At 68.8% G+C, this 24,054-nt stretch carries 15 protein-coding genes and 1 pseudogene; 13 read left to right on the forward strand and 3 right to left on the reverse strand.

Going from position 1 to position 24,054, the window contains the following annotated elements:
- The first annotated feature begins 74 nt into the window (after nt 1–74).
- Both V4U86_RS08140 and V4U86_RS08145 read left to right on the forward strand, forming a co-directional pair.
- Nucleotides 75–749 (forward strand): TetR/AcrR family transcriptional regulator, encoded by a 675-nt coding sequence (locus tag V4U86_RS08140; protein ID WP_395310754.1) that lies wholly within the window; start codon nt 75–77, stop codon nt 747–749.
- 69 nt (nt 750–818) lie between these two features.
- A complete protein-coding gene (locus V4U86_RS08145; RefSeq protein WP_395310755.1) occupies nt 819–1,319 on the forward strand; it encodes a VOC family protein in 501 nt (166 codons plus the stop codon).
- Nucleotides 1,320–1,401: 82 nt separating this feature from the next.
- Here V4U86_RS08145 and V4U86_RS08150 read toward each other — a convergent pair whose 3' ends face one another.
- Nucleotides 1,402–2,118, reverse strand: coding sequence for an enoyl-CoA hydratase/isomerase family protein (locus V4U86_RS08150; protein ID WP_395310756.1), 717 nt, complete (start codon nt 2,116–2,118; stop codon nt 1,402–1,404).
- Nucleotides 2,119–2,210: 92 nt separating this feature from the next.
- Between V4U86_RS08150 and V4U86_RS08155 the strand changes: the two genes are divergently transcribed.
- From V4U86_RS08155 to V4U86_RS08185, 7 genes are read left to right on the forward strand one after another with little or no spacing between them, the layout of a single operon-like run.
- Nucleotides 2,211–3,791 (forward strand): AMP-binding protein, encoded by a 1,581-nt coding sequence (locus V4U86_RS08155; RefSeq protein WP_395311960.1) that lies wholly within the window; start codon nt 2,211–2,213, stop codon nt 3,789–3,791.
- 35 nt (nt 3,792–3,826) lie between these two features.
- Nucleotides 3,827–5,017, forward strand: a complete 1,191-nt coding sequence (locus V4U86_RS08160) for an amidohydrolase family protein (protein ID WP_395310757.1) — start codon at nt 3,827–3,829, stop codon at nt 5,015–5,017.
- A 32-nt stretch (nt 5,018–5,049) separates the two neighbouring features.
- Nucleotides 5,050–6,504, forward strand: a complete 1,455-nt coding sequence (locus tag V4U86_RS08165; protein ID WP_395311961.1) for a FadD3 family acyl-CoA ligase — start codon at nt 5,050–5,052, stop codon at nt 6,502–6,504.
- A 43-nt stretch (nt 6,505–6,547) separates the two neighbouring features.
- Nucleotides 6,548–7,312: a hypothetical protein gene (locus tag V4U86_RS08170; protein WP_395310758.1), complete on the forward strand. Its 765-nt coding sequence runs from the start codon at nt 6,548–6,550 to the stop codon at nt 7,310–7,312.
- The gene (locus V4U86_RS08175) at nt 7,309–7,914 is read left to right on the forward strand and encodes a twin-arginine translocation pathway signal (protein WP_395310759.1); all 606 of its coding nucleotides are present in this window, start codon (nt 7,309–7,311) and stop codon (nt 7,912–7,914) included. Before V4U86_RS08170 ends, V4U86_RS08175 begins: the two co-directional genes overlap by 4 nt.
- Nucleotides 7,915–7,926: 12 nt before the next feature.
- A complete protein-coding gene (locus V4U86_RS08180) occupies nt 7,927–8,934 on the forward strand; it encodes a patatin-like phospholipase family protein (protein WP_395310760.1) in 1,008 nt (335 codons plus the stop codon).
- A 5-nt stretch (nt 8,935–8,939) separates the two neighbouring features.
- Entirely contained in the window at nt 8,940–9,560 is a 621-nt protein-coding gene (locus tag V4U86_RS08185) for a 2-C-methyl-D-erythritol 4-phosphate cytidylyltransferase (RefSeq protein WP_395310761.1), read from the forward strand.
- On the opposite strand, the gene V4U86_RS08190 is transcribed toward V4U86_RS08185, so the two are convergent.
- Nucleotides 9,541–10,260: an IspD/TarI family cytidylyltransferase gene (locus tag V4U86_RS08190; RefSeq protein WP_395311962.1), complete on the reverse strand. Its 720-nt coding sequence runs from the start codon at nt 10,258–10,260 to the stop codon at nt 9,541–9,543. The genes V4U86_RS08185 and V4U86_RS08190 overlap by 20 nt on opposite strands.
- A 130-nt stretch (nt 10,261–10,390) precedes the next feature.
- Here V4U86_RS08190 and V4U86_RS08195 point away from each other — a divergent pair, with 130 nt between their 5' ends.
- Nucleotides 10,391–11,575 carry a low temperature requirement protein A gene (locus V4U86_RS08195; protein WP_395311963.1) on the forward strand — a complete coding sequence of 395 codons (1,185 nt, stop codon included), beginning with the start codon at nt 10,391–10,393 and terminating at the stop codon, nt 11,573–11,575.
- Here V4U86_RS08195 and V4U86_RS08200 read toward each other — a convergent pair.
- Nucleotides 11,572–12,843, reverse strand: coding sequence for an MFS transporter (locus tag V4U86_RS08200; protein WP_395311964.1), 1,272 nt, complete (start codon nt 12,841–12,843; stop codon nt 11,572–11,574). The genes V4U86_RS08195 and V4U86_RS08200 overlap by 4 nt on opposite strands.
- A 230-nt stretch (nt 12,844–13,073) precedes the next feature.
- On the opposite strand from V4U86_RS08200, the gene V4U86_RS08205 reads away from it, so the two are divergent.
- The 3 genes and pseudogenes from V4U86_RS08205 (at nt 13,074) to V4U86_RS08215 (ending at nt 24,043) form a co-directional block, all read left to right on the forward strand.
- On the forward strand, nt 13,074–13,835 hold the full coding sequence (locus tag V4U86_RS08205) for a MerR family transcriptional regulator (protein WP_395310762.1): 762 nt from the start codon (nt 13,074–13,076) through the stop codon (nt 13,833–13,835).
- A 3-nt stretch (nt 13,836–13,838) separates the two neighbouring features.
- Nucleotides 13,839–14,266 (forward strand): annotated as a pseudogene (locus V4U86_RS08210) (glycoside hydrolase domain-containing protein); the annotation flags it as partial.
- A 546-nt stretch (nt 14,267–14,812) separates the two neighbouring features.
- Entirely contained in the window at nt 14,813–24,043 is a 9,231-nt protein-coding gene (locus V4U86_RS08215; RefSeq protein ID WP_395310763.1) for a fatty acid synthase subunit beta domain-containing protein, read from the forward strand.
- Nucleotides 24,044–24,054 lie beyond the last annotated feature (11 nt).

Below are 24,054 nucleotides of genomic sequence, written 5' to 3' on the forward strand. Positions count from 1 at the left end.
GTCAAGGTCACACGCGGTCGGCCGATACGATCCGTCGCGGCAGCGGACGCAGATGTCAGCAAAGGGTGGGGGAGATGTCCACAGCGCGCAGAATCGGGGCGCCGGACGCCAAGAACCGTGGCGTCCTGCTCGACGCCGCCGAGGCGCTGATGCTCGACGAGGGGTACGCCGCGGTGACGTCGCGGCGGGTTGCCGAGCGGGCCGGTCTCAAACCGCAGCTGGTGCATTACTACTTCCGGAACATGGACGAGTTGTTCCTGGCGGTGTTCCAACGGCGCGCCGAACAGGGACTGGTGGTGCAGGAGGCGGCGCTCAAATCGGCTCAGCCGCTGCGGGCGCTGTGGCTGTTCAGCACCGACCCGGCGGCCACCCGACTGACCATGGAGTTCATGGGGCTGGCCAACCACCGCAAGGAACTGCGCGCGCAGATCAGCTACTACGCCGAGCGGTTCCGCGAGGATCAGCGGGCGGCCATGGCGGCGGCGCTGGACCGGTACGGCGTCGACCCCGGCGATGTGCCCCCGGTGGTCTGGTCGGTGATCGGTACCAGCGTGTCCTGGGTGCTGGTGATGGAGCAGGCGCTGGGCATGTCGGCCGGGCACGCGGAAACGCTGGAGTTCGTCGAGCATTGGCTGCGCGAGCTGGAAGGCGAGGCGCTGCCCGTGGAGGAGATCTTCGGCGATCTGGTGGGCAGCGGTTTCGCGGCGGCCCCGGCACGAGATTCCGGCGGAACCGGCAACCGATCCTGATCGGGCTATACCGTCACGGTTGTGCAGCATGAAACCGTACTCCCCGGCCCGGTCCGTCAAATCGGTTATGTGGTTCGCGATCTCGACGCCGCGGTGGCGCACTGGCTCAAACTCGGCGTCGGCCCCTGGTTCGTCATGCGCGGCCTGGCGCAACGGGTCACCTACCGCGGTGAGCCCTGCGAGGTGACCTTGTCGCTGGCGCTGGCCAACAGCGGCGAGTTGCAGGTCGAGATCATCCAGCAGACCGACGCCGCGGCGAGCATCTTCACCGAGTTCCTGGATTCGGCCGGTGAAGGTTTCCATCAACTCGCCTACTGGACAGACGATTTCGACGCGACCATGGCGCGCGTGGCCGCCGCCGGCTGGCCGGTGGTCTGGTCGGGCGGCGCCGACGACGGGGTGCGGTTCAGCTACGTGGAACTCGGCGGTGCCGGCACCACCGGTCCCCCGCGGCCGGCCGCGATCATCGAGATCATGGAGCTCACCGAGGCGTCGGCCGGCATGGCGGCATTCGTGCGCCGGGCCGCCGAGAACTGGGACGGCAGCGATCCGATCCGTGAACTCGGCTGAGGTCCGCCGAAAGTGAATCGTCTGCGGTGATTCGGCGATTGTCCCGCAGACGATGCACCCTCGGCGGTATCTGAGCGGCCGGCTACCTGCCCTTGTTCATCACTTTGTCGGCGGCCACCCAGTGCTCGTCGGATACCCACAGCCCGGCGAATGCGGCGACGGCGTCGGTGGTGGTGGTTCCGTTGATGACGCGCTTGATGGCCGTACCCGGCGTGCGGGCCAGCAGCTGAGCCGTCGCGCGCCAGTGCTCGGCGAAGTCGGCCCGCGCTACCACCTCGTCGATCAGGCCGAGCCGGTGCGCCTCGGGGGCGCCGAGGATGCGTCCGGTTCCGGCCAGCAGCAGCGCCTGACTGCGCCCGACCAGCGCGCCGAGGCGTTCGGCTCCGCCCCAGGCGGGCATGATCGCCAGCGATACCTGGTTGAAGCCGATCTTGATGTCGTCGGCGGCGATACGGATGTCGGCGGACACCGCCACCTCGGCTCCGCCGCCCAGGGCGTGGCCGTTGAGCGCGGCGACGACCGGGCCGGGAAACCCGGCGATGCGGTCGCAGATGGTGCGCATCCGCCACGCCATCTCGGAGGCCTCCAGTTCGGTGCGCAAGGCGGCCAGTTCCTTGAGGTCGCCGCCCGAGACGAACGCCTTGTCACCGCCGCCGGTGATGACGAGGGCGCGCGCACCCGCCGCGCCGTCCAGGGCCTTCCCGAGCTCATCCATCGTGTCCAGCGAGATGGCATTGCGGGCATGCGGGCGGTCAATGGTGATGACCGCCAGTTCGCCGTCCAGTTCCAGGTCGACCATCAAACGTTCTCCAATTGCGGTATTGGCATTCTCGGCAGGTGAGAATAGCATCACCAGCATCTGCCCGGCGTTGCGGAGGTGCTGTCATTTCCATCCGAAATATCCCTGCTGAGCTCAGTAAACGGTATGTCGAGCAAGGGTGGTGGACATCGGAGACACTCGGCCAGTTGCTGGCCGACGGGCTGAAGGCCGCCCCGGACACCGGCTTTGTCGTCCATTCCGCGGTCCGGCCCTTCGCGGGAACGTTCGCCGACGTCGAACTGCAGGCCCGGCGCCTGGCCGCCGGCCTGCGTGACCGCGGCGTCGGGCCCGGGGACGTGGTGGCGTTGCAGCTGCCGAACTGGATGGAGGCCGCCGTCGCATTCTGGGCGTCGGCGTTCCTCGGTGCGGTCACCGTGCCGATCGTGCATTTCTACGGGCGCAAGGAGCTCGGCCACATCATCGCCACCGCCCGGCCGAAGGCGTTCATCAGCACCGCCCAGTTCGGCCGGATGACCTTCCAGCCGGATCTGTGCGCCGAGGTGCCGATCGTCGGACTCGTCGGGGAGGCGAGTTTCGAGGACCTGCTGGCCGACGAGCCGATGACCGGGACGGTGGACACCGACCCGGGCGGGCCGGCGCTGATCGCCTTCACCTCGGGCACCACCCGCGAGCCCAAGGGGGTGATCCACAGTCACCAGACCCTCAACTGCGAGACCCGCCAGCTGCTGGCCAACTATCCGCCGGGCCGCGGGCGCCAGCTCACCGCCACCCCGGTCGGCCACTTCATCGGCATGGTCGGCGCCTTCCTGATCCCGGTCCTCGAAGGCGCCCCCGTCGACCTGTGTGATGTCTGGGACCCGGGGCGGGTGCTCGAACTCATCGAACGCGACGGCCTCTCCATCGGTGGTGGCCCCCCGTATTTCGTCACCAGCCTGATGGACCACCCGGGCTTCAACGAGACCCATCTGGCCCGCTTCTCCACGGTGGGCCTCGGCGGGTCGACGGTGCCGGCGGCCGTCACCCGGCGCCTGGCCGATCTGGGCCTGTTCGTGTTCCGCGCCTACGGCAGCACCGAGCATCCCTCCATCACCGGATCGGGGCCGGACGCGCCGGAGGACAAACGTCTCTACACCGACGGCAATGCCCGGCCCGGGGTGGAGATCCGGCTGGGCCCCGACGGTGAGATCTACAGCCGCGGACCGGATCTGTGCCTCGGCTACACCGACGCTGCGTTGACCGCCGCGTCCTTCGACGACGAGGGCTGGTACCGCACCGGCGACATCGGCGTGCTCGACGAGGACGGGTATCTCACCATCACCGACCGCACCGCCGACCTGATCATCCGCGGCGGCGAGAACATCAGCGCCCTGGAGGTCGAGGAGGTGCTGCTGACCTTGCCGGACGTCTTGGAGGCCGTCGTGGTCGCGGCGCCGGACGCCCGCCTCGGCGAGCACGTCGCCGCGGTGCTGCGGATCCGGCCCGGCATGCCGATGCCCAGCCCGGAGCAGGTGCGGGCGCACTTCGAACGGGCCGGGGTGGCTCGGCAGAAGTGGCCCGAGGAGCTGATCGCGGTGCCCGAAGGGCAGGACTTTCCGCGGACCGCCAGCGGCAAGGTGCAGAAGTTCCGGGTCCGCCAGGAGATCGCCGCAGCAGCCGCCGTACCTGAGGGCGTTGCGGCAAACACAACATGAGAATATGATTCTCAAGAACCGAAAAGGAGCATCTCATGGGTCAACTGTCGCATCGGGTCGACGTTCCGTTTCCGCTGTTCGATGCGGACAACCATCTCTACGAGCCGCCGGAGGCGATGACCAAGTACCTCCCCAAGGAGTACAAGGACATCGTCCAGTACGTGGAGGTCAACGGCCGCACCAAGATTGCGCTCAAGGGCCAGATCTCCAACTACATCCCGAACCCCACCTTCTCCGTGGTCGCCAAGCCCGGCGCCTGGGAGGAGTACTTCAAGTTCGGTAACCCCGACGGCAAGAGCAAGCGCGAGCTGTTCGGTGAGCCGATGAAGGCCATCCCGGCCTTCTTCGAGCCCGAGCCGCGCATCAAGGTGATGGACGAACTCGGCGTCGACCGCAGCCTGATGTTCCCGACGCTGGCCAGCCTCATCGAGGAGCGGCTGTCGGACGACCCGGTCGCCATCCACGTCATCGTCCACGCCCTCAACGAGTGGCTGCACGAGGTGTGGGGCTTCAACCACAAGGGCCGCATCTTCACCACACCGGTGATCACCCTGCCCATCGTCGAGAAGGCGATCGAGGAGCTGGAGTGGGCCGTCAAGCGCGGCGCGCGGGCCATCCTGATCCGCCCCGCCCCGGTGCCGGGCTTCCGCGGCCCGCGGTCCTTCGCGCTGCCCGAGTTCGATCCGTTCTGGGAGCGCGTGGTGCACCACGACGTGTTCGTCGGCATGCATTCCTCGGACAGTGGCTACTCGCGGTACACCTCCGAGTGGGACGGCGCGGCGCAGGAGATGCTGCCGTTCCAGACCAACGCCATGTCGATCCTCAACGAATGGCGGCCGATCCAGGACGCGGTGGCCTCGTGGGTCATCCACGGTGCGCTGTTCCGGCACCCGAAGCTCAAGGTCGGCATCGTCGAGGCCGGCTCCAAGTGGATGTTCCCGCTGCTGGACTCGATGGCGGAGGTGTACAAGAAGGCCCCCGAGGCGTTCCTGGGCAATCCGATGGAAGAGATCAAGAACCGCATCTACGTCAGCCCGTTCTACGAAGAGGGCATCGACGACCTGATCAACCTGATCGGTGTGGACCAGGTGCTCTACGGTTCGGACTGGCCGCACCCGGAGGGCCTGGCCGAGCCGACCCACTACATCACCGCGCTCGAGCATCTCGCTCTCGAGGACCAGGCCAAGATCATGGGCGGCAACCTGGGCCGGCTCATCACTACGTGACGTACCAGAAGCAGTGGGAGACCATCCCCGAGATGGTCTTGAGCGTCGGCGACCGCTTCGGAGATGCCGAAGCGGTCGTCGACGGTCCACTGCGCCTCAGCTATATCGAACTGGCTCACCGGGTCCGTTGTGCCGCCGGAGCTTTCGCCGACTTCGGTATCGCTAAAGGGGACCGCGTCGCGATCTGGGCGCCCAATTCGGCGGCCTGGCTGATCGCCGCCTTCGGCGTGGTCACCGCCGGGGGAGTGGTCGTCCCGGTGAACACCCGGTTCAAACCCGAGGAAGCCGCCGACATCATCACCCGCAGCGGCGCGAAGGCCGTCCTGGTTCAAAATGGTTTCCTGGGGCAGGATTTCAGCGTGCCCACCGGTGTCCCGGCGATCGAGATCACCTCGGACTTCCTGGAGAACGGGCGGCCGTACGAGGCGCCGGACCTACGGGGCACCGATATCGCCGACATCATCTACACCTCCGGCACCACCGGCCGGGCCAAGGGCGTGATGATGAATCACGAACAGACGCTGCGCCTCTACACCGAATGGTGCGATCTGGCCGACCTTCGGGAGGGCGACCGCTACCTGATCGTCAACCCGTTCTTCCACACGTTCGGATACAAGGCCGGGTGCATCTCATCGCTCATCCGGGGTGCCACCATCCTGCCGGTGCCGGTGTTCGACGTGCCCGCGGTCGTCGACCTCATCGAGACCGAGCGGATCACCATGCTGCCGGGGGCGCCGACGCTGTACCACTCGCTGCTGGCGGTCCCGGACAAGCACCGGCTTGCGACCCTGCGCGCCGGGGTCACCGGCGCGGCGGACATCCCGGTGGAACTCATCCGCCGGGTGCACGAGGAGTTGCCCTTCCAGACGCTGGCGACCGGCTACGGCCTGACCGAGGCGGGCACCGTCACCCTGTCGCGCCCCGGCGATTCGTTCACCGACATCGCCACCACGGCGGGCAAGCCATGCGACGGGGTCGAGGTACGCATCGCCTCCGACGGTGAGGTGTTGGTGCGCGGCTATACCGTGATGCAGGGCTACCTCGACGACCCTGCCGCCACCGCCGAAGCGGTCGACCCCGAGGGCTGGCTGCACACCGGTGATCTGGGCACCTTCGACGACGGGGGCCGGCTCAAGATCGTCGGCCGCAAGAAGGACATGTTCATCGTTGGCGGGTTCAACGCCTACCCAGCCGAGATCGAGGGTTTCCTGCTGGAACATCCCGCGGTCCGGCAGGCGGCCGTCATCGGCGTCCCGGACGAGCGGCTGGGCCAGGTCGGCAAGGCCTTCGTGGTGCTGCGCCCTCGGGCGAGCGAAACGACGGGGGAAAGCGACGGCGGCGATATCAGCGAGCAGGAACTCATCGCCTGGAGCCGGGACCGGATGGCCGGTTATAAGGTGCCACGGTATGTCGAGTTCCTCGACGAGCTACCGCTCAACGCGACGGGCAAGGTGATGAAGGATCGCCTGCTGCACCTGACCAGCTGAGCGGTGCGCCGTACACACAGTATTCGCAGTGCAGGAGGACATGATGCCCACCGATAGGCGTGGGGCGACTTCGGTTTCCCCGCCTGACCAGGCAGACGGCCTCGAGCTGACCGCCGAGGAGGCCGAAGCGCTGGCCGCCGAGGCGGAGGCGGCGGCCGCCGCGGCCGCCGCGCGCGCCAAGGTGCTCCGGCTGCGCCGGGAGGCCGAGGCGAGCGAGGGCGACGAGCACCACGAGGACGTCCTCACCGACGCAGATGCCGATGCCGACGCCGACGCCGAGGACGAGTTCGACGACGAACCGGTCAGCACGCGCGGCCGGACGCGGGCGATCCTCACCTATGTCGCGGCCGCGCTGGCCGTCATCGGGGTGGCTGCGCTGGCCAGCACCAGCGCCTGGATCATGGTCACCCACCAGCAGGCCGAGCACCAACGTGATCTGGGCGCCGAGTTCTCGGCGGCCGCCCGCCAAGGCGTGGTGTCGTTGATGTCGCTGAACTTCAACAGTGCCGAACAGGACGTGCAGCGGATCCTGGACAACTCGACCGGCGAGTTCCGCAAGGACTTCGAGAAGGAGCATCAGGATTTCGCCAAGGTGGCCGAATCCTCGAAGGTCATCACCGAGGCGACCGTCACCGCCACCGCGGTCAAGTCGATGACCGAGAACACCGCCGACGTGCTGGTGTCGGCATTCTCGACGATCACCAATGAACAAGGCGCCAAGGACGATCCGCGCACCTGGCGGCTGATCGTGAGCATGGCCCGGGAGGGCGATCAGATCAAGATGGCGAAAGTGGAGTTCGCGCCGTGACCGTGGACAACGACACCGAGGTCGACGCCCCGATCGACACCGAAATCGACTCCGGTGCCGCCGCAGCGCCGGACCGGCCGGCGCCGGGCGGGCCGGTGCGCACGCTGCTGCGCGGCGCCGCCCGATTCTGGGCAGCCATCGTGCTGGTGCTGGCTCTCGCGGTGACCGGCGGACTCACCGCCTGGCTCTACGTCAACCAGTACCGGCCCGACCAGCAGACCGGTCCGGCGGCCGCGGAAGCCGCGGTCAAGGCCGCCTCCGACGGGACGGTGGCGCTGCTGTCCTACTCGCCGGATTCCCTGGAGGCGGACTTCGCCAACGCCCGGGCGCAACTGACCGGGGACTTCCTGAACTACTACAACCAGTTCACCGAGCAGATCGTGGCGCCGGCCGCGCAGAAGAACGCGGTCCAGACGCAGGCGGCGGTCGTCAACGCCGCGGTCTCCGAACTGCATCCGGACCGGGCCGTGGTGCTGGTCTTCCTCAACCAGAACACCGTCAGCAAGGAGAACCCGGACGGTTCGTTCTCCACCAGCAGCGTCAAGGTGGGGCTGTCCAAGGTCGACGGCAACTGGCGGATCTCCGCGTTCGACCCGGTGTAGAAGGACACACCGATGTCCGGCCCGGCCGATCTGGTGCTCTCCGGTGGCGGTGTCAAAGGGGTGGGCCTGGTCGGCGCCGTCGTGGCACTGATGGACGCCGGCTACCGGGCGCAGCGGGTATCCGGGACGTCCGCGGGATCCATCGTCGGGGCGATCGTCGCCGCGGCCGACGCGCAACTGACCGGTGCGGAGTTCAAAGATATTGCGCTGCAACTGAACTACCGGAAGTTCCGGGACGCCACGCTGCTCGGGCGGATCCCGTTCGTCGGGCAGCCGCTGGCGCTCGCCCACGGCCGCGGAATCTACAAGGGCGACTACGCTCACGACTGGGTGCGCGCACAACTGGCCGACCTCGGGGTGCGCACCTTCGGCGACCTGGCGATCGACGACGACGAACTACCGGCCGACCGGCGCTACCGGCTGGTGGTCACCGTCGCCGACATCACCACCGGCCAGCTGGTGCGACTGCCCTGGGATTACCGCCGGGTCTACGGGCTGGACCCGGACGACCAGCCGGTCGCTGCCGCGGTCCGGGCTTCGATGTCGATCCCGTTCTACTTCCGGCCGTCGAACCTGACCGATTCGGCCGGGCGCACCTCGACCCTGGTCGACGGCGGCCTGCTGTCCAACTTCCCGATCGACTCGCTGGACCGCGCCGACGGCGGTGCACCGCGATGGCCCAGCTTCGGGGTCACGGTGCTGCCCAACCTGCCCAACGACACCGACCACCTGCTGCCGAACTGGGGTCCGTTGCGGCGGTTCGGGACACCGCGGATGCTCGACGACGTCATCACGACCGTGCTGGTGGGCCGCGATCAGGCCTACCTGAACCAGCCGTGGGTGAAGGCGCGGACCGTGCGGGTCGATTCCACCGAGGTCGGCTACCTCGACTTCGACATCAGCGACGCCGAGGTTCAGGCGCTGTACGCAGCCGGCTACGCCGCGGCAAGCGGGTTTCTGGCGGACTGGGACTGGAACTCCTACCTACAACGCTTCCGGCCTGCGCGCCAGCTACCCTGACCGCGGTGAAACTCTCAGCGATCCTGCCGTTGCCCGCCGCGGTGGCCAAGCAGCCCGCGTCGGTGTTCATCCCGGTCGACGGCGACCCGGTGCTGCTGCGGATCGTGCGTGCCCTGGCGGCCGTGGGGGAGGTTCTGGTGGCCGCCGACAACCGGTTGACCGAACAGCTTTCCGCCAGCCTGGGAGAGCTGCCGGTGCGGGTCATCGCCGCCGGTGAATCACCCAGCACCACAGACTGTCTGGTGGCCGCGAGGCCGCATCTGCAATCGGAAGCCGTGACGCACGCACTGGTCGCCGACCACCGGCATCCGGTGGTACCGGACGGGTTGGTGCAGCGTGTGGCGGCGGCATTGCGCGAGGGGGCCGAACTGGTGGTCCCGGTGCTACCGGTCACCGACACCGTCAAAAGTGTTGACGCACAAGGAACGATCGTGGCCACGGTGGACCGCTCGGAGCTACGGACCGCTCAGTACCCGTACGGGGTGGCCGTGCCCCGGCTGGCCGACCTGCACACGGTGCTCGGCGCCGCCGACCTGGTCACCGTGGCCGGTGACGCCGATGCCATCGCTGTGGACCTGCCGGGTGACGCCGCACTGTTGGAGGCGATCACTGCGTGCCGGCGCTGAGCGCGGCCAACAGATGCTCGGCGAGCCGGATGTCCGGCGGATAGGTGACCTTGAGATTGGTTGCCGCGCCAGGGAACACCCGCACGTCGACATCGGTGAAATGCTGCACACACGCTGAGGTGTCGGTGCCGTCGAACCCGGTGACGTCGGCCTTCCGATAGGCCGCGAGCAGTGGTCCGGCGCGGAAGGCCTGCGGAGTCTGCACGCGTACCACCCGCTCGGTCAGCGGTTCGAACCCGCCGGCGGGCAGTGGCCGAGCCAGACCGGTCGCCGTCACCGCGGGCACCGCCCCACCGTGTTCGCGGGCCGCGGTGAGCGCCGCGCGCATCATGTCCGGCCCGGCCAACGGGCGGGCCGCGTCATGGATGAGCACGACGTCGACGGCGCCGGATTCGATATCGGGGGCGATGTGGGCCAGCATGTTGAACTCCGACTCGTGCCGGCTGTCACCACCTTCGACGAGTTCCACGGCCCTGCCGGGCAGGTCTTCGGCCAGCGCGCGCGCCGCCACCTCCCGCTCACCGCGCCGGTAAACCAGGATGACCCGGCCGATTTCGGCGGTGTCGGCCACCGCCCGGACCGACCAGGACAGCATCGAGCGGCCCGCCAGTTTCAGGTAGGCCTTGTTGCCGTCGGCGCCGACCCGCGACCCGATACCGGCCGCCAGCACGACCCCGACCGCGGTCGGTGAGCTCGCCATGGTGGGCATCCGCCCACGCTAGCCTGTCTGATCGGGACCGGCCCGTGCGGCGCCGGTGGAAGGGGATGCCCAGGTGAGCACCGCAGCCACACCGCCCGAGGTGCCCGGCTCATCGCACCGGCTGCGGGTGATGTCCGGCCGGGATCCGCATGAGCCGCACCGTGTCTCCAGCCCGTTGGAGCTGCTGTTCGACCTCACCTTCGTGATCGCATTCGGGGTCGCCGCCTCGGAGTTCGCCCATGCGATGGCCGCCGGCCATCTGCTGGTCGGGTTGGCCGGGTTCGGATTCGCGGTCTTCGCCGTCTGCTGGGCCTGGATCAACTTCACCTGGTTCGCATCCGCCTACGACACCGACGACTGGATCTACCGCCTGACGACCATGCTCCAGATGGTCGGCGTGCTGATCCTGGCGCTCGGACTTCCGGACATGTACGCCTCGCTGGAGCACGGCGGGCACGTCGACAACGCGGTGATCGTGGCCGGCTACGTGGTCATGCGGGTGGCGATGGTGGGGCAGTGGCTACGGGCGGCCCGGCAGGACCCGCCCCGGCGCCGAGCGTGCCTGACGTATGCCTGCGCGATCCTGGTCACCCAGTTGGGTTGGATCGCACTCATATTCGCGCACACCTCGCTGCCGGTGACGTTGCTGCTGGTGGTGGGGCTGGTCGGCGCCGAGATGCTCGGTCCGCTGATCGCGGAGCGGTGGGCCGGTGGGACACCGTGGCACGCGCACCACATCGCCGAGCGGTACGGCCTGATGGCGATCATCGCGCTCGGTGAGGGGGTGGTGGGTACCGTCGCCACCCTGTCGGCGGTGGTGCACGACCAGGGCTGGACCGCCGACGCCATCCTGGTTGCGCTGGCCGGCACCGGGCTGACCTTCGGGATGTGGTGGCTGTTCTTCATGGTGCCGACGGGGGAGCTGCTGCACGCCCATCGCGAGACGTCGTTCCGCTTCGGTTACCTGGCGATCCTGTTGTTCGGTGCCATCGTGGGCACCGGGGCCGGGCTGCACCTGGCCGCCTACTACCTGGAAGAGCACTCCGAACTCGGCTCGGTGGGCACCGTCCTGTCCGTGGTGATCCCGGTCGGCGTGTTCATCGGGACCACCTACCTGCTGACCGCGCTGTTGATCCGCCGCGTCCGGCCGCTGCATCTGGGCCTGGCCGCGCTGTCGGCGGCAGTGCTGACCGGGGCCGTGCTGATGGCCCGGGCGGGCGTCTCGACGGCAATCTGTCTGCTGGTCGTCACCGCGGCGCCCGCGGTCGCGGTCATCGGCGGTGAACTGGCCGGGCACCGGCGGGCGGCGGGCTAGCTTCCGGCCGGGTGCGGATCGAAGGTCTCCAGCAGGGAGCGTTCTTGCTCGGCCTGCATCAGACGCCGGGCCTTGCGCCGGGTGACCAGGATGCCGACCACGGCCAGTGCCCAGATCAGGTACTGCAGTGTCCAGGCCAGCCGGAACGAGTCGAACGAGTAGCCACCCGTGGCGTCGAGGATCCAGCCCATACCCTGCATCAGCATCAGTGCGACCAGGAAGCCGCCCATGTTGACCATGCCCTGCGCGGTGCCCAGGGTGGCGCCCGGGTTGAACGTGCGGGCGAAGTCGAATCCGACCATCGATCCCGGACCACCGACGGAGATGACGACGATCAGGGCGATCAGCAGCCAGAGCGGGGCCGGACCGGGCAGCGCGAGCACCACCGTCCACGCCGCGGCGTTACTGCCGATGATGGCGAGCACGAACCGCGAGCGGCGGTGCGGGTAGCGCCCGGTCAGGATGCCCAGCACGACGCCGGCGACGATGGCGGTCACCACCGAGATGGTCAGCAACATGCCCGCCACCCCGCGGCTCTGGCCCTGGGCCGTGGTCACGTAGGGCACACCCCACATCAGCGCGAACGCCGTCACCGAGAACTGGGTGCCCATGTGGGTGAAGAACCCGAGCCGGGTACCCGGGCGCATCCAGACGGTGCGGACACTGCTGAGGGTGTCGCGCACGTTCAGGGTCTGGGTCGTATCCAGCCGGCCGTCCGGTGTGTTCTGGACGATCACCGCGGCCAGCACCGCCACCAGCACGCTGAACGCGGCCACCGACAGGTACGCCGGCGTCCAGCCGGTCACCCCGAGCAGCGCCAGGAACGGCACCGCCGACAAGACCTGGCCGAGCTGCCCACTGATCCCGGTGAGCTGGGTCAGTAGTGGGATCTGGCGGGCCGGGAACCAGTGCGGGACGAGTCGCAGCACGGAGATGAAGGTGAAAGCGTCACCGAGACCGACGACGGCGCGGGCGGCCAATGCGGTGGGCAACGATTCGCTGACGGCGATCGCGAGTTGCCCGGCAGCCATCAGTGCGGCGCCGCAGATGACCAGCACCTTCGAGCCGTAGCGGTCGAGGAGCACTCCCGCCGGGACCTGGGCGCCGGCGTAGACGATGATCTGCAACACCACGAACATCGAGAGCATGCCGGGACCCGCGTGGAAGCGGTCTCCGGCCTCGAGCCCGGAGACCCCGAGGGTGGTCCGGTTCAGGACCGCGACGATGTATGCGAGGACGCCGGTGGCCCAGATGATCCAGGGACGCACACGGACCTCGGCTTCGTTCGGCGGTGGGATTCGGGTGACGAGCAGACTCAATCGTTCCAAATTGATGGGATGAATCGCCAGCGAGTTACCGGTGAGATCCCTCACCGACGTTGCCAGATTCTACATATATGCAGTAACGGTACTATCTTCGAGTTCGCTCTTCCGGTGTCTCCCCGCGCTACAGTGGGTGCTATGGGCGCATGGGGCGGGTGTACCGGTGCGGGGCCCACATGCCGGTGAACGAGTACCGACTCGACAGGCTGGCGGAGATCTCCGGCGTGAGCACCCGCAACATCCGCGCGTACCGGGAGCGTGGCCTGCTCGACCCGCCGCGCCGACAGGGCCGCTCGGCAATTTACGACGACTACCACCTGGCCCAGCTGCGCACGATCAACGAGCTGCTGGGCCGCGGCTTCACCTCGGCCCACATCGCCGAGTTCTTCGAGACCGTCCGCGCCGGCGGCAGCGTCGCCGAACTGCTGGGGCTGCAGCGCGAAATCCTGCGGCCCGGTGCCGAACCGGACCGGGACGCGGCATCGGTGACCTCCACGGCCGGTGTCCGCGTCGAGATCGACCCCAACGGACCCGAGGGTGCCCGGCTGATATCCCTGGGCGTCGCGCACCGATCGGGATCCGCCCTGCTGTTCACCAACCCCGTGGTCGGACGGGTGCTGGCGCGCTCGCCGGATCCGCTGGTCTACGCCCGGGTGGTGCTGGCCCTGGTGGATGCCGGCCGAGACGGGGTCGAGGCGCTCGCCGACAGTGTCATCTCGGCGGTGGAGGCCGAGGCGGTCGCCCGGTACGGCTCGCTGGTTCCGACGCCGGAGAACATCGACGACATGGGCCGGTGGATCGCCGACTGCGCCGAGTTCGGGCACGCGGTCGTCACCGACCGGCTGAAGCGTGCCCTGCGCACCCGCCTGGTCACCGCGGTTTCCGATTTCAATGCCGGGCTGATGGCCGGCGGTGCGTGGCCCGACCCGCCGCCGTGACCCGGGGTGCTCGCGGACCGGCACGGTGGGCAGCGGGCCGGTGAGTCGCACGCCAAGCCCGGCTGGCAACTGCACACGAACCGGGCGTTCCGATCGGCGCACCCGTGTACGCCTCCATCGACGACGACCCGGCTACGAGCAGTACAAGACGTAGTTGGCGCCGTTCCTGCGGGGCTGGGAATTCGGTGCTCGGCCCGCAGCGCACCGGCATCTACGCGAACGCGAAAACCATCGAATGGGCTCTGCAGGACGGGCTCGGGCCTACTCCTGGCAGTACAACCGGGGCTGCGCGGGCCGGGCGGCGCACCCGGCCGCGCACCTTCGCCGCGTCGATATCGACCAACGCAAAGTCGGAGGCATCGGGGGTGGGCGTCAACCACATTCTCCGGCCCGGCTTCGGCCTAATGGGATGGAGACTTACCGATCAGTAATAATTTCCAGCAAACAATTTTCGGGGCGCGCCACCGCCGAGTGGACACATTTGCCGGAGTTGTCTGTTGTCAACTGCCTCTCGGAAGGCCGCCGACAGTGTCGAACACCACCAAATTCTTAGATAACGATTTGATAACGGCATCCCGCTGATCTGGGAAGTTATAGCTACTCGGCCGTAACCACCTGCCAGCAGGACGTTTGTCACGCAGAGGTTTGGGCGCCGCGGCGGCGCCCGTTACCCAAGCCGTGGTTACCCGGGCGTAGAACTCGCCAGTAACCATTTCAGGCCGAAAAAAGGCCCCTGCTCTTATGACACTCTTAGTGGGGTTGGGCCGTCCTCTGGCCGCATCCGGCACGTGATTGCCCGGATCGCCTGGACGTAAACCGGCCCAACGGAGATTCAACGCCGAATCACCACGGACTACAGGACGACGGGTCCCGAAGAAAGCCCGGAAACCCGATCGCATCCTCGCCGCGAAGACGCGGCGCACCCGCACGACCAGCGACATTGCGTGAAGAAGACTGCACCGAGGGAGATACACAACGTGACGATCAACGAACACGACAGGGTGACAGCCAAGAACAGCCTGAACGAGGGTTCGTTGTCGGGCGCGCATGCGCTCGTCGATCTCCTGAATGCCGGCGAGCCCTACGCGGTCGCATTCGGTGGCCAGGGCGGCGCCTGGTTGGAGAGCCTGGAAGAGCTGGTCAGCTCGGCCGGTATCGAGTCCGAGCTCAGCGAGCTGGTCGGTGAGGCCGCGCTGCTGCTGGAGCCGGTGGCCCGTGAACTGGTCGTCGTGCGCCCGATCGGCTTCGAGCCGCTGCAGTGGGTGCGCGCGCTGGCCGCCGAGGAGCCGCTGCCCGACACCCAGCAGCTGACCACCGCCGCGATCTCCGGCCCCGGCATCCTGCTCACCCAGATGGCCGCCATCCGCGCGCTGACGCGCCAGGGCCTCGATCTGATGGGCACCCCGCCGGTCGCCATGGCCGGCCACTCACAGGGCATCCTGGGCGTCGAGTCGCTGAAGGCCAAGGGCACCCGTGACGCCGAGCTGCTCGCCCTGCTCCAGCTGATCGGCGCGGCCGGCTCGCTGGTCTCGCGGCGACGCGGCATGGTCGGCCGCGGGGACAAGACGCCGATGGTGTCGGTCACCAACGTCGATCCCGACCGGATCGCCGAACTGCTCGAAGAGTTCTCCACCGATGTGCGCACCGTGCTGCCGCCGGTGCTGTCCATCCGCAACGGCCGCCGCTCGGTGGTCATCACCGGCACCCCCGAACAGCTCGGCCGGTTCGAGCTGTACTGCTCCAAGATCACCGAGAAGGAAGAGGCCGAGCGCAAGAACAAGCTGCGCGGCGGCGCGGTGTTCTCACCGGTGTTCAACCCGGTTCAGGTCGAGGTGGGCTTCCACACGCCGCGGCTGGCCGACGGTGTCGCGCTCGTCGACCGCTGGGCCGCCCAGTGCGGTATCGACACCGAGCTGGCGCACGCCATGACCGAGTCCATCTTCGTCAACCCCATCGACTGGGTCGCCGACGTCGAGGCACTGCACACCGCGGGCGCCCGCTGGATCATCGACCTCGGCCCGTCCGACACCGTCACCCGCCTCACCGCGCCGGTCATCCGCGGCCTGGGGATCGGCATCGTGCCGGCCGCCACCCGCGCGGGCCAGCGCAGCCTGTTCACCGTCGGCGCGGTGCCCGAGGTGCCGGCCGCCTGGGCCAGCTACGCACCCTCCGCGGTGACCCTGCCGGATGGCTCGGTGAAGCTGTCCACCAAGTTCACCCGCCTCACCGGCCGCTCGCCGATCCTGCTGGCCGGCATGACGCCGACCACCGTGGACGCCAAGATCGTCGCGGCCGCCGCCAACGCGGGGCACTGGGCCGAGCTGGCCGGCGGTGGCCAGGTCACCGAGCAGATCTTCGATGACCGCGTCGCCGAGCTGACCCAGCTGCTGGAGCCGGGTCGCGCCATCCAGTTCAACTCGCTGTTCCTGGATCCCTACCTGTGGAAGCTGCAGCTGGGCGGCAAGCGTCTGGTGCAGAAGGCCCGCCAGTCCGGTGCGCCCATCGACGGTGTCGTCGTCACCGCCGGTATCCCGGAACTGGACGAGGCCGTCGCCCTGATCGAGGAACTCAACGAGATCGGCATCGCCCACGTCGTGTTCAAGCCGGGCACCGTGGACCAGATCAAGGCGGTCATCAAGATCGCGGCGGAGGTCCCGGACAAGGAGATCATCGCCCACATCGAGGGTGGCCGCGCCGGTGGGCACCACTCCTGGGAAGATCTCGACGATCTGCTCCTGAGCACCTACGCCGATCTGCGCAAGCTGTCCAACATCACCATCTGCGTCGGTGGCGGCATCGGCACCCCGGAACGGGCGGCCGAGTACCTGGCCGGACGCTGGTCCGAGCAGTACGGCTTCCCGCTCATGCCGGTCGACGGCATCCTGGTCGGCACCGCGGCGATGGCCACCCTGGAGGCCACCACCTCGCCCGCGGTCAAGCAGCTGCTGGTGGACACCAAGGGCACCGACGTCTGGGTCGGGGCCGGAAAGGCCCAGGGCGGTATGGCGTCCGGGCGCAGCCAGCTCGGTGCCGACATCCACGAGATCGACAACACCGCCTCGCGTTGCGGCCGTCTGCTCGACGAGGTCGCCGGTGACGCCGACGCCGTCGCCGAGCGCCGCGACGAGATCATCGCCGCGATGGCCGACACCGCCAAGCCGTACTTCGGCGACGTGGCCGACATGACCTACCTGCAGTGGCTGGACCGTTACGTCGAGCTGGCGATCGGTGACGGCGATTCGACCGCCGACACCAAGGCCGCCGACTCCCCGTGGCTGGACGTCACCTGGCGGGACCGCTTCGAGGAGATGCTCAAGCGCGCCGAGGCCCGCCTGCACCCCAGCGACTCCGGCCCGATCGACACCTTGTTCCCGGCCACCCCGGAGGGCGAGGCGCTGCTGGAGCATCCGGCCGCCGCCGTGGACATCCTGCTCAACCGCTACCCGGACGCGGAGAACATCAAGCTGCACCCGGCCGATGTGCCGTTCTTCGTCACCCTGTGCAAGACCCCGGGCAAGCCGGTCAACTTCGTCCCCGTCATCGACAAGGACGTGCGCCGCTGGTGGCGCAGTGACTCGCTGTGGCAGGCGCACGACGCCCGCTACACCGCCGATCAGGTCTGCATCATCCCCGGCACCGCCGCGGTCGCCGGTATCACCCGGGTCGACGAGCCCGTCGGTGAGCTGCTGGACCGCTTCGAGCAGGCGGCCATCGACGAGGTCATCGCCACCGGTGTGTCTCCGGTTCCGGTGGTTTCGCGCCGCCAGGCCAACGCCGCCGTCACCGGACCCATTGCGGTGGTGCTGGATTCGCCCGACGTGCTGTGGGCCGGCCGCACCGCGATCAACCCGGTGCACCGCATCGGCGCGCCCAGTGAATGGCAGGTCAACGAAAACCGTTCCGCGGTGCACCCGTCCACCGGTTCGCGGCTGGAACTCACCGATGAGGGTGTCACGCTGAGCGTTCCGCTCTCCGACATCTGGATCGAGATCAAGCTGACGCTGCCGGCGGCCACCGTCAACGGTGGTATGCCCGTCGTCACCACCGAGGATGCGGCCGCGGCCATGCGCGCGGTGCTGGCCATCGCCGCCGGTGTGGACGGCGTGGATTCGCTGCCGGCCGTGGTCGACAACACCGCGACCGTCACCGTCGGCTGGGACCCGGAGGAGGTCGCCGATCACACCGGCGTCACCGCCACCTTCGGCGCCCCGCTGGCGCCGGGCCTGACCCTGGTGCCCGACGCGCTGGTCGGCAAGTGCTGGCCAGCGGTGTTCGCCACCATCGGCTCCGCCGTCACCGATGCCGGATTCCCCGTCATCGAAGGCCTGCTGAGCCTGGTGCACCTGGACCATGCCGCCCACCTGCTCGCCCCGATGCCCGATTCGGTCGCCGAATTGACGGTCACCGCAACGGCTTCCGAGGCCACCGACACCGAGGTCGGCCGCGTCGTGCCGGTCAGCGTGGTCATCAGCGACGCCGCGGGCACCGAATTGGCGCGTCTGGAGGAGCGCTTCGCCATCCGCGGACGCACCGGTGCCGTCGAGCTGGAGGACCCGGTGCGAGCCGGCGGCGCCATGACCGACAACGCCACCGACACCCCGCGTCGCCGTCGTCGGGACGTCACCATGACCGCGCCCACCGATATGAGCGCATTCGCCGTGGTGTCCGGCGACCACAACCCGATCCACACCGATCGCGCTGCCGCGCTGCTGGCCGGGCTCAACGGCCCGATCGTGCACGGCATGTGGCTGTCGGCCGCGGCCCAGCACGTGGTCACCGCCACCGACGGCCGTGCCACCCCGCCGGCCCGGCTGGTCGGCTGGACCTCGCGCTTCCTGGGCATGGTGCTGCCCGGTGACGAGATCGAGTTCCGGGTGGACCGGGTCGGCATCGACCGCGGCGCCGAAATCATCGAGGTCACCGCGAAGGTCGCCGGCGATCTGGTGATGGCGGCCTCCGCGCAGCTGGCCGCCCCGAAGACGGTGTACGCCTTCCCCGGCCAGGGCATCCAGCACAAGGGCATGGGCATGGAGGTCCGCGCCCGGTCCAAGGCCGCCCGCAAGGTGTGGGACACCGCCGACAAGTTCACCCGCGACACCCTGGGCTTCTCGGTGCTGCACGTGGTCAAGGACAACCCGACCAGCCTGATCGCCTCCGGTGTGCACTACCACCACCCCGAGGGCGTGCTGTACCTGACGCAGTTCACCCAGGTCGCCATGGCGACGGTGGCCGCTGCCCAGGTCGCCGAGATGCGGGAGCAGGGTGCCTTCGTCGAGGGCGCCATCGCCTGCGGCCACTCCGTCGGTGAATACACCGCGCTGGCTTGTGTTTCCGGCGTCTACGAGCTGCCCGCGCTGCTCGAGGTGGTCTTCCACCGCGGCTCCAAGATGCACGACATCGTGCCGCGTGACGAGAAGGGCCGCTCCAACTACCGGTTGGCCGCGATCCGGCCGTCGCAGATCGACCTCGACGATGACGACGTCACCGCGTTCGTCGCCGAGATCGCCGAGCGCACCGGGGAATTCCTGCAGATCGTGAACTTCAACCTGCGTGGCTCGCAGTACGCCATCGCCGGTACCGTCCGCGGCCTGGAGGCCCTGGAGGAGGAGATCGAGCGTCGCCGCGAGATCAGCGGCGGCAAGCGGTCGTTCATCCTGGTGCCCGGGATCGACGTGCCGTTCCACTCCGAGGTGCTCCGCGTCGGCGTCGCCGACTTCCGGCGCAGCCTGGAGCGGGTCATGCCGACCGACGCCGACCCCGAACTGCTGATCGGCAAGTACATCCCGAACCTGGTGCCCCGGCCGTTCACGCTGGATCGCGACTTCATCCAGGAGATCCGCGATCTGGTGCCGGCCGAGCCGCTCGACGAGGTGCTCGCCGACTACGACACGTGGCGCAACGAGCGTCCGCGTGAGCTGATGCGCAAGGTCGTGATCGAGTTGCTGGCCTGGCAGTTCGCCAGCCCGGTGCGCTGGATCGAGACCCAGGACCTGCTGTTCATCGAGGAGGCCGCCGGCGGTCTCGGTGTCGAGCGGTTCGTCGAGATCGGTGTGAAGACCGCTCCGACGGTGGCGGGCCTGGCGACCAACACGCTGAAGCTGCCCGAGTACTCGCACAACACCACCGAGGTGCTCAACGCCGAGCGTGACGCCGCAGTGCTGTTCGCCACCGACACCGACCCGGAACCCGAGGCCGAAGAGGTCGCCGAGGCACCGGCCGCCGAGGCCGCTCCGGCGGCGGTCGAGGCCGCACCCGCGGCACCGGCTCCGGCTGCCGCGCCCTCGGGTGGACCGCGTCCCGACGACATCGGGTTCGACGCATCGGATGCCACTCTGGTGCTCATCGCGCTGGCGTCGAAGATGCGCATCGATCAGATCGAGCCGCTGGACTCCATCGAATCCATCACCGACGGCGCGTCCTCGCGACGCAACCAGATGCTGGTGGACCTGGGCTCCGAGCTCAACCTCGGCGCCATCGACGGTGCCGCCGAGGCCGACCTGTCCGGGCTCAAGGCGCAGGTGACCAAGCTGGCCCGCACCTACAAGCCGTTCGGCCCGGTGCTGTCCGACTCGATCAACGATCAGCTGCGTACCGTGTTCGGGCCGTCCGGTAAGCGTCCGGCCTACATCGCCGAACGTGTCTCCAAGACATGGGAACTGGGTCCGGGCTGGGCCAAGCACGTGACCGCCGAGGTCGCGCTGGGAACCCGTGAGGGCTCCAGCGTCCGCGGTGGCAACCTGGGCGGCCTGCACGACGGGGCGCTCGCCGACGCGGCCTCGGTCGACAAGGTCATCGACGGTGCCGTCGCCGCGGTCGCCGCCCGCAAGGGCATCGCGGTCAGCCTGCCGTCCTCCGGTGCGGCCGGCGGCGGTGTGGTGGACTCCGCAGCCCTGGGCGAGTTCGCCGAGAAGGTCACCGGCCCCAACGGTGTGCTGGCCAACACGGCCCGCACCATCCTGGGCCAGCTCGGACTGGACAACCCGGTCAGCGCGCCCGAAAGCGTCAGCGACGCCGAGCTGATCGACCTGGTCACCGCCGAACTCGGTTCGGACTGGCCGCGTCTGGTGGCGCCGGTGTTCGACGCCCGCAAGGCCGTCGTCTTCGACGACCGGTGGGCAAGCGCCCGTGAGGATCTGGCGCGGATCTGGCTGCTCGACGAGAGCGAGATCGACGCCGACTGGGAGCGGCTGTCGCAGAGCTTCGAGGGTGCCGGCGACGTGGTCGGTACCCAGGCCACCTGGTGGCAGGGCAAGGCCCTGGCGGCCGGACGTAACGTGCACGCCGCGCTGTACGGCCGCGCCGCTGCCGGTGCGGAGAACCCGGGCAAGGGTGGCTACGCCAACGAGGTCGCCGTGGTGACCGGCGCGTCCAAGGGCTCGATCGCCGCTTCGGTGGTGGCCCAGCTGCTGGAGGGCGGCGCGACCGTGATCGCCACCACCTCCCGGCTCGACGATGACCGGCTGGCGTTCTACCGGACGCTCTACCGCGACCACGCCCGCTTCAACGCCACGCTGTGGGTGGTGCCGGCCAACATGGCCTCCTACTCGGACATCGACGCACTCGTCGAGTGGGTCGGCAACGAGCAGACCGAGAACCTGGGCCCCAAGGCGATCCACCTCAAGGACGCCCAGAACCCGACGCTGCTGTTCCCGTTCGCCGCACCGCGGGTGGCCGGGGACCTGTCGGATGCGGGTGCCCGCGCCGAGATGGAGATGAAGGTGCTGCTGTGGGCGGTGCAGCGGCTCATCGCCGGGCTGTCGCACCTGGGCGCCGAGCGTGACATCGCCTCGCGCCTGCACGTGGTGCTGCCGGGCTCGCCCAACCGGGGCATGTTCGGCGGTGACGGCGCCTACGGTGAGGCCAAGGCCGCTCTGGATGCGGTGGTCTCCCGTTGGAAGGCCGAATCGTCGTGGAGCCAGCGTGTTTCGCTGGCGCACGCGCTGATCGGCTGGACCAAGGGCACCGGTCTGATGGGCCACAACGACGCCATCGTCGGCGCCGTCGAAGAGGCCGGTCTGACCACCTACACCACTGCCGAGATGGCCTCGATGCTGTTGTCGCTGTGCAACATCGAGTCCAAGGTTGCCGCAGCGCGGGCGCCGATCCAGGTCGACTACACCGGTGGTCTCGGTGAGATCGAGATCGACATGGCCGAGCTGGCCGCCAAGGCCCGCGAGGACATGTCGGCGGCCGCCGCCGACGATGAGTCCGAGGATGAGGAGTCCGGCACCATCCGGGCGCTGCCCTCGCCGCCGCGCGGATACGCCGCGGCACCGCCGCCGGCCTGGGACGACCTCGACATCGACCCCGCGGACATGGTGGTGATCGTCGGTGGCGCCGAGCTCGGCCCGTACGGTTCCTCGCGTACCCGCTTCGAGATGGAGGTGTCCGGCGAGCTGTCGGCCGCCGGCGTCCTGGAGCTGGCGTGGACGACCGGAATGGTCAAGTGGGAGGACGACCCCAAGCCGGGTTGGTACGACGCGGAGACCGGTGAACTGGTCGACGAGTCCGAACTGGTCGAGCGCTACCACGACGCCGTGGTCGCCAAGGTCGGCATCCGCGAGTGGGTGGACGACGGCGCGATCGATCCCGATCACGCTGCACCGCTGCTGGTTTCGGTGTTCCTGGACAAGGACTTCACCTTCATGGTGTCGTCCGAGGCCGACGCCCGCGAGTTCGTGAAGTACGACCCGGAGCACACCGTCATCGCCCCGGTGCCCGACAGCGCGGACTGGCAGGTCACCCGCAAGGCCGGCACCGAGATCCGGGTGCCGCGCAAGGTGAAGCTGTCGCGCACCGTCGGCGCGCAGATCCCGACCGGTTTCGACCCGCAGGTCTACGGCGTCACGCCGGACATGGCCAGCTCGATCGACCGGGTGGCGCTGTGGAACCTGGTCACGACCGTGGACGCGTTCCTGTCGGCGGGCTTCAGCCCGACCGAGCTGATGCGCTGGGTGCACCCCAGCCTGGTGGCCAGCACGCAGGGCACCGGCATGGGCGGTATGACGTCGATGCAGACCATGTACCACGGCAACCTGCTGGGCCGGAGCAAGCCGAACGACATCCTGCAGGAGGTGCTGCCGAACGTCTTCGCCGGCCACGTCGTGCAGTCCTACATCGGCAGCTACGGCTCGATGATCCACCCGGTCGCGGCGTGCGCCACGGCGGCGGTGTCGGTCGAGGAGGGCGTCGACAAGATCCAGCTGGGCAAGGCGGACTTCGTGGTCGCCGGTGGTTACGACGACCTGACGCTGGAAGCCATCACCGGCTTCGGCGACATGTCGGCCACCGCCGACACCGAGGCGATGCGTGCCAAGGGGATCAGCGATTCGAAGTTCTCCCGCGCCAACGATCGTCGCCGGCTCGGGTTCGTCGAATCCCAGGGCGGCGGAACGATTCTGCTGACCCGCGGTGACCTCGCGGTGCAGATGGGTCTGCCGGTGCTGGCCGTGGTGGCCTACGCCTCGTCCTTCGGCGACGGTGTGCACACCTCGATCCCGGCTCCGGGCCTGGGTGCCCTGGGTGCCGGCCGCGGTGGGCGCGAGTCGCGCCTGGCCCGCTCGCTGGCCAAGCTCGGCGTCACCGCCGACGACATCGCGGTGATCTCCAAGCACGACACCTCGACGCTGGCCAACGATCCCAACGAGACCGAGCTGCACGAGCGGCTGGCGGCCTCGATGGGACGCTCGAAGGGTGCGCCGCTGTTCGTGGTCAGCCAGAAGAGCCTCACCGGTCACGCCAAGGGTGGTGCCGCGGCCTTCCAGATGATGGGCCTGTGCCAGATCCTGCGCGACGGCGTCATCCCGCCGAACCGCAGCCTGGACTGCGTCGACGACGAGCTGTCGAACGCGCAGCACTTCGTCTGGGTGCGCGAGTCCCTGCACCTGGGGGAGAAGTTCCCGCTCAAGGCCGGTCTGGTGACCAGCCTCGGGTTCGGCCACGTGTCGGGTCTGGTGGCGTTGGTGCATCCGCAGGCGCTGATCGCGGCACTGCCGGCCGATCAGCGGGCCGACTACCAGGCGCGGGCGAACGCCCGTGTGCTGGAAGGCCAGCGGCGTCTGGCCTCGGCGATCGCCGGTGGTCCGGCGCTCTACGAGAAGCCGGCCGACCGCCGGTTCGGCCACGACACCCCGGAGAAGCGTCAGGAAGCGGCCATGCTGCTCAACCCCGACGCCCGCCTGGGTGCTGACGAGCACTACTCGAAGTGACGGGAACAGAG

Source organism: Mycobacterium sp. AMU20-3851 (assembly GCF_043974665.1).
Classification (GTDB): Bacteria; Actinomycetota; Actinomycetes; order Mycobacteriales; family Mycobacteriaceae; genus Mycobacterium.